Origin of the sequence: Nonomuraea deserti, assembly GCF_004348685.1 — a bacterium.
GTDB lineage: Bacteria > Actinomycetota > Actinomycetes > Streptosporangiales > Streptosporangiaceae > Nonomuraea > Nonomuraea deserti.
In genome coordinates this window covers 1-9,226 of record NZ_SMKO01000288.1, presented here as the reverse complement: position 1 = coordinate 9,226, position 9,226 = coordinate 1, and the positions used below count along the sequence as shown (strand labels likewise).

The window sequence follows — 9,226 nt, the reverse complement described above, 5'->3', positions numbered from 1 at the left end:
CGGATGTGCTGGTGGGGCATTCGATCGGGGAGATCGCGGCTGCTCATGTGGCGGGGGTGTTCTCGCTGGAGGATGCCTGCACGCTGGTGGCGGCTCGGGCTCGGTTGATGCAGGCGCTGCCTTCTGGCGGCGCGATGCTGGCTGTCGCGGCTCCGGAGGCGGATGTTCTGCCGTTGCTGGCCGGTCGTGAGGACCGGGTCGGTGTGGCGGCGGTGAACGGTCCGGCTGCGGTGGTGGTGTCCGGTGACGAGGCAGCCATCGCGGAGATCGAAAGCCAGGCGCAGGTCCGTACCCGCAGGTTGCGGGTTTCGCACGCGTTCCATTCGCCGTTGATGGAGCCGATGCTGGCCGACTTCGCTGAGGCGATCGGCGGGGTCACCTTCCACGAGCCGACGATCCCGGTCGTGTCGAACGTGTCGGGTCGTCTGGCCGAGCCTGGCCAGTTGACGGACCCTGCTTACTGGGTGGAGCACGTGCGTGGGGCGGTGCGGTTCGCCGACGGGGTGGCGGCTTGCGGGGCGAGCACCTTCTTGGAGGTGGGCCCGGACGGGGTGCTGACCGGGCTGGTGCAGCAGAGCGTCGAGGACGCGGTGTTCGTCCCGGCGGTGCGTAAGGACCGTGACGAGAGCCGCGCGCTGGTCGAGGCGCTGGGCCGGCTGCACGTCGAGGGTGTCGCCGTCGACTGGACGAAGGTGCTGACTCCTGGCCGGCTGGTCGATCTGCCCACCTACGCGTTCCAGCACGAGCGGTTCTGGGTGCCGGCAAGTCTGGAGTCGCAGGATGTCGGGGCGGCGGGGCTGGGCGCCATCGACCATCCGTTGTGGAGTGCGGTGACCGAGGTCGCCGGTGGCGAGTCGGTGGTCTTGTCGGGCCGGTTGTCGCTCGACGCGCAGCCGTGGCTTGCTGATCATCAGGTGGATGGCCGGGTGGTGGTGCCGGGGGCGGCGCTGGTGGAGCTGGCGTTGCGGGCCGGTCAGGAACTGGACTGCCCGCGGCTGGTCGAGTTGACCATGCAGGCGCCGTTGGTGGTGCCGGCCGGGCCAGGGGTGGATGTCCAGCTGGTGGCCGGGCCGTGTGACGATGCCGGTGGCCGCCAGGTGGGCTTGTACTCGCGTGAGGGCCAGGCCGAGTGGGTCCAGCACGCGCAAGGGGTGCTGGCTGAGGAGAGCGAGCAGCCGGTCGCGGTTGCGGGTCAGTGGCCGCCGGCCGGTGCGCGGCCGGTCGAGGTCGAGCAGCTGTATGACGACATGGCGGCGATCGGCCTGGACTACGGGCCGCTGTTCCAGGGTTTGGTGGCTGCCTGGCAGCACGAGGACGCGGTGTTCGCCGAGATCGTCCTTCCCGAGCAGGCGCACGCGGAGGCGGGCCGGTTCGGGTTGCACCCGGCGTTGCTGGACGCGTCGTTGCATGCCGCAGCCCTGGGCGATCTGGTGCCGAGAGCGGAGTCGGGGCGGCCGTATCTGCCGTTCGCCTGGAGCGGTGTGTCGCTGCACGCGGCCGGCGCGACCGGGCTGCGGGTCAAGGTCACCCGCGCAGCCACGGACACCAGCATCTCGTTGCACATCGCGGACGAGACCGGTGCCCCGGTGGCCGACATCGACGCGCTCACGCTGCGCGCTCTGTCCACCGAACTCACCGCAGGCAACCAGACGTCCCTGCACCAGCTCGACTGGACCGCGGCCCCGGCCGCCGCCGAGCAGGACGTGTTCCGGTGGCTGGTGCTGGGGACCGACGACCTGGGCACCGCAGCAGAGAAACTCCCGGATCTGGCCTCCATCGACGCGGCGGACGTCCCGGACGCGGTCCTGACCGGCTGCGCGGGCGCGGACTTGCTCGCCACGACTCACGCGGCGCTGGCGCTGGTGCAGGAGTGGCTCGCCGACGAGCGCCTGGCGCCGTCGCGGCTGGTCATCGTCACCCGCCAGGCCGTCGCGGCGGCCGAGGGCGACGTTCCCGAGCCGGCGCAGGCGGCGGTGTGGGGCCTGGTGCGGGCCGCGCAGACTGAGCAGCCCGGCCGGTTCGTGCTCCTGGACGCCGGCACCGAGCGGTTGGACGCCGAGACGGTCGGCCAGGCGCTGGCGACCGGCGAGTCCCAGATCGCCCTGAGAGACGGCCGGATCCTGACGCCGAAGCTGGGCCGGGCCACGGACCTGGAGCAGCACGAGCCGGTGTTCGGACCTGGCGGCACGGTGCTGATCACGGGCGGCACGGGCGGGCTGGGCGCGCTGGTGGCGCGTCACCTGGTCACTGAGCACGAGGTCAGGAACCTGCTCCTGCTCAGCCGGCGCGGGCCGGACGCGCCTGGTGCGGCCGAGCTGGTGGCGGAGTTGTCGGAGCTGGGCGCCGAGGTGGAGGTGGCGGCCTGCGACGTGGCCGACCGCGACGTGCTCGCCCAGGTGCTGGAGGGCGTGGACGAGCTGGCGGGCGTGGTGCACACGGCCGGTGTTCTGGACGACGGCGTCATCGCCGCGCAGACCGCCGACCGCCTGGACGCCGTACTCGCACCCAAGGCCGATGCCGCCCGGCACCTGCACGAGCTCACCCGGCACCGGAACCTGAGGGCGTTCGTGCTGTTCTCCTCGCTGGCCGGTGTGCTGGGCAGCGCGGGCCAGGCCAACTACGCCGCCGCCAACGCCTACCTGGACGCCCTGGCGCACCACCGCGGAGCGCAGGGCCTGCCGGCCACCTCGCTGGCCTGGGGTCTCTGGACGACCAGCGGCATGGCGGGCGAGCTCACCGCGGCGGACCTGCGCCGCATGGAGCGCGCAGGCGTGAAACCGCTGTCCACCGAGGAGGGGTTGGCGCTCTTCGATCTCGGCGTCCGCTCCGGCCGCCCCGTGCTGGTCCCGGCGAAGTTCACCAAGGCCAGGAACCGCACCAGGCCCCGCCGTACGCGGCCGGGCCAGGGGCTGGCGGAACGGCTCGCCACGATGGAACCGGACAGGATCGAGGCCACCCTGTCCGAGGTCGTCAGAGGCAAGGTGGCCGCGGTGCTCGGGTTCGCCGACGAGTCGGCGATCGAGCCGCAGCGCCAGTTCCAGGAGCTCGGCTTCGACTCGCTGACCGCGGTGGAGCTGCGCAACCAGCTCAACACGGCCACGGGCCTGCAGCTGCCAGCCACGCTCATCTTCGACTATCCGACTCCCCACGACCTGACGCGATTCGTCCTGGAGCAGCTCTTCCCCGCCGTCGCGGCGGGCACGGCAGAGCCCGCCGACGCCCGCAGCGACGCCGAGGTGCGGCAGCTCCTGACGACCATCCCGATCGAACGACTGCGTGCGGCCGGGCTGCTGGACAGCCTCTTCCGCCTGGCCGGCCCGGAGGACGAGGAGACGAACGGCAGGACCGAGGAGATCGACAGCATGGACGCCGACCTCCTGATTCAGCTCGCCCTTGAAGGCGGGAGTTCCTAGTCAAAGGAAATGATCATGACTCTGGTTACCACTTGGACGACGCTCAAAGAATCCGACTCGGCGAACCTCGTCCTCTGCGTCGACTTCACGGAGACCGGCCGGGCGGAGGCCGGCTTCCCGGACCTGCTGGAGAAGGTGGACTACGACGCGACGTTCTGGCACGTTTCCCCGCCCGCCGTGACGCCTGGCTCGGGTGTCGACGGCGCCGCCTACGTGCGTTCGTGGTTCGAACCTCTCAAGGCGAGCGGCCGGAAGGTCCACGCGGTGATGGGCTACTGCATCGGCGCCGTCTACGCGGCCGAACTCGTGGACCTGCTGGAGAAGGAGCAGGGTGAAGCGCCCCGGCTGATCGTCTTCGACCCCGAGCCGACCAGCCTGGAGAACATCTACTTCCAGTTCGGCAAGGTCTTCGGCATCCTCTCCTCGATCCTCAGCGAGGAGGACGTCGCCGAGACCCGGGAGGCCATGGACCGCCCGCTCCAGCAGGAGGGCGTCACGGTCGAGGGCTACGCCGCCCAGCTGTACGCGAAGTTCCGCGACGTCGGGCACCGCGCGTTCGAAAGAGCCGGGCTCGACCCGGAGTACTCGGAAGAGATGTGGGGGACGTTCAGCGCCTTCCTGTCCTTCCTCACCTACGCCGACCACCTGGATCCCTGGAAGGGGTGGCAGCGCGCCACCGCGGTGAGTTCGAACAACCCGAACAACGGCCTGAACCGGCTGCGCGAGTCGGGCCGCGGCCCCGTCGTGGCCGAGGAGCTCAGGTTCGACAAGGGCCACGACGTGTTGCTCACCGACGACGAGATCGCCAGGGCCGTTACCAAGCTGCTGGAGAGATGATCATGAAGCAGATGCTGGGCCAGCGCGCCACCCGCAAGGAGCAGGCGCTGTGGCTGCTGGAGGAGCTCGTCCCCGGTGCCGGGGTGAACAACCTGGCCGTGGCGTTCAGCGTGACGGGCCGGGCGCGGCGCGACCTCATGCTGGAGGCGGTCAACCGCGTGCTCCACCGCCACGAGATCCTGCGTACGGTGTTCAGGATCGAGCCCGAGGGCATGGCGCGTGAGGTCGTGCCCGTCGAGCAGGCCGTGCTGCGGTTCGAGGAGGCCGGCTGGGACGACACGCGCGAGTGGCTGACGGAGTTCGTCGCGCGGCCGTTCGAGCCGGGCGGCGAGCTGCTGGTGCGCGCCGCTGTCCTGGAGGAGGACGGTGGCGAGGTCTACTGCCTGGCCATCCACCACTCGATCTTCGACGGGTTGTCGACGGCGCTGCTGACGAACGAGCTCGTCACCCTCTACGACGCGCTGGTGGCGGGCGGGTCGCCGCCGCGCGACGTCGTACCGGCCTGGGAGGAGCCGGAGGCCGACCCGCGCAGCGGCGCGTTCTGGCGCGACAAGCTGGACGGGTTCCACGCCGGCGACCTCGACCTGTGGTGCGAGCAGGCCGAGACCTCCCAGACGACCCTCGTCGGCGACGTGATCAACTGGGAGCTGTCCCCCGCCGCCCGCGACGCGGCCCGGCGGATGCAGCGCGAGCTGCGGGCGCCCGAGTCGGTCATCCTCCTGGCCGCGTACGGCGTGCTGCTGGCCGCCCACGGAGCCGGCCCCGACCTCACGATCGGCTCGCCCGTCAGCGTGCGCACGCCCGAGGCCGCCACCCGGATCGGCTACCACATCAACGTGCTCACCCTGCGCACGCGGGTCCACTGGGCGAACACGTTCCGCACGCACGCGCGGAACACCCGGCGCACGTTCATGGAGGCCATGTCGCACGCCGACTATCCGGTGGACGACCTGCTGGAGATCGTGCCCCGCGACGGCTGGCGCAACAACCTGTTCCGGCACACGTTCAACTACGTGCCCGCCGACCTGACGGCCGGGTTCACGCTGGGCGGCCTGCCCGCCGAGCAGGTGGTGATCGAGAACGGCTTCAGCAAGTTCGACCTGGAGTTCTTCGTCACCTCCACCCCGGACAGCATCAAGATCAGGACCGCGTTCTGCGTGGACGTGCTCGACCGGGCCGACGTGGAGCTGCTGCTGGCCCGCTACGACGAGCTGCTCGTCACGCTCGCCGAGCAGCCCGACCTGCCGCTCGCGGACATCCCCGTGTGGTGCTACCAGGACCGCGCGGCCATCGAGATGGCCAACGCCACCGAGCACACCGTGACGCCCGCGACCGTGCTGGAGAAGATCGCCCGCAAGGTGTCCGCCGCGCCGCCGGAGGACGTCGTGGCCGTGGTCGACGGCGACCGGCAGGTCGGCCTGCGCCGGTTGTGGGCCGCCGCCGAGGCCACCCGCGACACGCTCCAGGCCGCCGGGGTGGGCAGGGGTGACGTCGTCGCGCTGCTCGCGCGGCGCTCACCCGAGCTGGCCGCGGCGGCGCTCGGCGTGTGGCTGGCCGGGGCGGCGTACCTGCCGCTCGAACCCGACCACCCGCAGCAGCGCCTCGACTACCAGCTCGACGACGCCGGCGCGGCCGTGGTCCTCGCGGGCGACGGCATCACCGTCTCCGGCGAGCGCACGGTCCTCCCGCTCGTCTCCGTCGACGCGGTCACGCCGGTGGCCGGGCAGGTGCCGTCGTTCAGTCCCGTCCGGCCTGAGGACTGCGCGTACCTCATCTACACCAGCGGCTCGACCGGCCTCCCCAAGGGCACCCTGATCGACCACTACAGCCTGGCCAACCTGATCGCGCACTTCGCGCACCAGCTGTCGGCGGGGCCGCGCGACACCGTGCTCTGGCTGACCACGTTCAGCTTCGACATCTCCGCGCTGGAGCTGTTCCTGCCCCTGACGACGGACGCGCGGCTGGCCATCGCGCCGGACGACGCCCGCACGCAGGGCGAGCCGCTCGCCGAGGCCCTGCGGCGCTACGACGTCACCATCGCCCAGGCCACGCCCACCACCTGGCGGCTGGTCGTGGACCAGGCGTCCGGCGAGCTGGCGGGCTGCCGCGTGTTGTGCGGCGGCGAGCCGATGCCCGCCGTCCTGGCCGAGCGGCTGGCCGCCACCGGCTGCGAGCTCTACAACGTGTACGGCCCCACCGAGACCACGATCTGGTCCACCGCCGGACGCATCGACCCCGCCGCGGACCGCGTCGACGTGGGCGTGCCCATCGCCAACACGAAGGTGTACGTGGCCGCCCCCGACGGCCGCCCGCTGCCCATCGGCACCCGCGGCGAGCTGTGCATCGCCGGCGACGGCGTGGCCATCGGCTACCACAACCGGCCGGAGCTGACCGCCGAACGGTTCGGCGAGCACCCCGTCTACGGCCGGTTCTACCGCACGGGCGACCTGGCCCAGTGGACGTCCGACGGCAAGCTGGAGATCCTCGGCCGGCTCGACCGCCAGATCAAGCTGCGCGGCAACCGGATCGAGCTCGCCGAGGTCGAAGGCGTGCTGCTGGCCCACCCCGACGTGCGGGCCGCCGCCGTCGTGGTGGTCGGCGACCCCAGCGCGGACGCCGTCCTGTGGGCGTTCGTGGTGGCGCCTGACCGGCCCGAGGTCTCCTCGGAGCTGTGGGAGCACGCCAGCGCGTCGCTTCCGTACGCGGCGACCCCCCAGGAGTACGTCACCGTGGACGCCTTCCCGATGACCGGCAACGACAAGGTCGACTACCCGGCCCTGCGCAGCCTGGCCATGGAACTGCGCAGCACCGCCGAGACCACCGTGGACGAGGCCGACCTCCCGGCCGGCACCGGGGACGCGCTGGTCGACTCCCTGGTGGCGCTCTGGAAGGCCATGCTGAACCGCACCGATCTCGGCCCCGACAGCCACTTCTTCGCGCTGGGCGGGCACTCGCTGCTGGCGGTCAAGCTGCTGCAGGAGATCAAGAAGGCGACCCAGATCCGGCTCAAGCTGAAGGACATCTTCGAGGAGCCGACCCCGGCCGGCCTCGCCCGCAGGTTGCAGGCCGCCGACGGAAGTTCCTGACGAGGCGCGGCCGGGTGATCCACCCGGCCGCCGACACGACGTAAGCGGCACTAGTGGATAGGCGGGTTGTCTCGTGTTGGAGAAAGTCGAGGAAGTACGGGCTGTTCCGTCCGCGCGGCCGGGGCGTTGCCCCGGCGCGCCACCGACCATGGAATCGATGCGCGCCGACATCGCCGCCCAGCTCGACCTCGACCCCTCCGAGGTCACGGACGGCGCCGACCTGATCAGCCTCGGCCTCGACTCGCTTCGCGCGATGCGGCTGGCCGGGCGGTGGCGGCGGGCGGGGGCCAAGATCGTTTTCGCGGAGCTGGCGACGGAGTTCACCCTCGCGGCCTGGTGGTCGCTGGTCAGTTCCCGGCTGTCCGAGGCCGCTCCGGTGCGGGAGCCGGAGCCGGCCGTGGACGAGACTGCGCCGTTCCCGCTCACCCCCGTCCAGCTGGCCTACTGGATCGGCCGCGGCGACGGGCAGGTCATCGGGGGCGTCGGCTGCCACGCCTACCTGGAGTTCGACGGCTCCGGCGTCGACCCGGACCGGCTGGAACGGGCCGTACGCGCTCTCATCGCCCGCCACGGGATGTTGCGGGCGATCTTCCACGACGACGGCACCCAGCAGATCATGGACACCAGCCCGTGGCCGGGCCTGACCGTCCACGACCTGTCGGAGCTCGGCGAGGACGCCGCCGAGAGCATCAGGGAGCAGCTGTCGCACCGCCGCTTCGACGCCTCCCGCGGCGAGGTGTTCGACGTGCGGCTGTCGCTGCTGCCGGGCGGCCAGTCGAGGGTGCACTTCGAGGTGGACTTCCTCGTCGCCGACGTTCTCGGCCTGCAGATCCTGCTGAAGGATCTGGCCCGGCTCTACCTGGAGCCCGACGCGCCCATGCCCGCCCTGGCCTGCTCGTTCCCCCGCTACCTCGCCGCCAGGGGCGCGGAGCGGGCGGCGCGGCGTACCCGCGACCAGGAGTACTGGCGCGGCCGGCTGGACGAGCTGCCCGGGGCGCCACAACTTCCTCTCGCCACCGAACCGGCCATGATCACCCGGCCCCGGTTCGCGCGCCGCGAGAGGTGGCTGCCCACCAGCGCGTGGCAGCGGATCCAGGAACAGGCCCGCGTGCACGGGCTGACCCCCGCCATGGTGCTCGCCGCCGCCTACTGCGAGGTGCTGGCCGCGTGGAGCGGCGAACCCCGGTTCCTGCTCAACCTGCCGCTGTTCGACCGGGACGACACCGTCCACCCGGACGTCGCCCATCTCGTCGCCGACTTCACCAACCTGATTCTGGTCGCCGCCGACCTCTCGGAGCCGCAGCCGTTCGCCGAGCGCGCCAGAACCCTGCAGGCCCGCTTCCGCGCCGACGCGCGGCACACCGGGTACTCCGGCGTCGAAGTGCTCAGGGACCTGGCCCGCAACGGGGAGCACTCCGGCGCGCCGGTGGTGTTCGCCTGCAACCTGGGGACCGAGCTGATCGTCCCTGAGGTGCGCGAGGCGTTCGGCGAGCCCGGGTGGATGATCACGCAGACCCCGCAGGTCTGGCTCGACCACCAGATCAACGAGTACGACCACGGCCTCCACCTGGCCTGGGACGCGGTGGAGGAGTTGTTCGCGCCGGGGGTGTTGGATGCGATGTTCGGGGCGTATGGGGGGTTGTTGGAGTGGTTGGCGGAGGGTGATTGGTCTGGTGAGGTTCCCGCGTTGTTGCCTGGTGGGCAGGGTGTGGTGCGGGAGCGGGTGAATGATACGGCTGGTTTGTTGCCGGATGGTGTGTTGCATGGGGAGTTTTTCGCGCGGGCGGTGAGTGAGCCGGGTCGGGTGGCGTTGATCTGTGCTGGCGGTTCGGTGTCATACGGCGAGTTGGCGGATCGGGCGTTGGGGGTGGCGGGTCATCTGGTCGGGGT

General features: G+C 71.4%; 4 protein-coding genes. All 4 read left to right on the top strand.

Annotation, left to right across the window (positions count from 1 at the left end; translation table 11 throughout):
• Positions 1-11 precede the first annotated feature (11 nt).
• Positions 12-3,413: a type I polyketide synthase gene (locus tag E1292_RS47725; protein WP_246090928.1), complete on the top strand. Its 3,402-nt coding sequence runs from the start codon at positions 12-14 to the stop codon at positions 3,411-3,413.
• Between the two features lie 15 nt (positions 3,414-3,428).
• The gene (locus E1292_RS47720; protein WP_132606425.1) at positions 3,429-4,250 is read left to right on the top strand and encodes a hypothetical protein; all 822 of its coding nucleotides are present in this window, start codon (positions 3,429-3,431) and stop codon (positions 4,248-4,250) included.
• A 2-nt stretch (positions 4,251-4,252) separates the two neighbouring features.
• On the top strand, positions 4,253-7,336 hold the full coding sequence (locus tag E1292_RS47715) for a non-ribosomal peptide synthetase (RefSeq protein WP_165975134.1): 3,084 nt from the start codon (positions 4,253-4,255) through the stop codon (positions 7,334-7,336).
• A gap of 157 nt (positions 7,337-7,493) precedes the next feature.
• Positions 7,494-9,226: condensation domain-containing protein (locus tag E1292_RS47710; RefSeq protein ID WP_246090927.1), on the top strand; the 1,733-nt coding region annotated here is incomplete at its 3' end.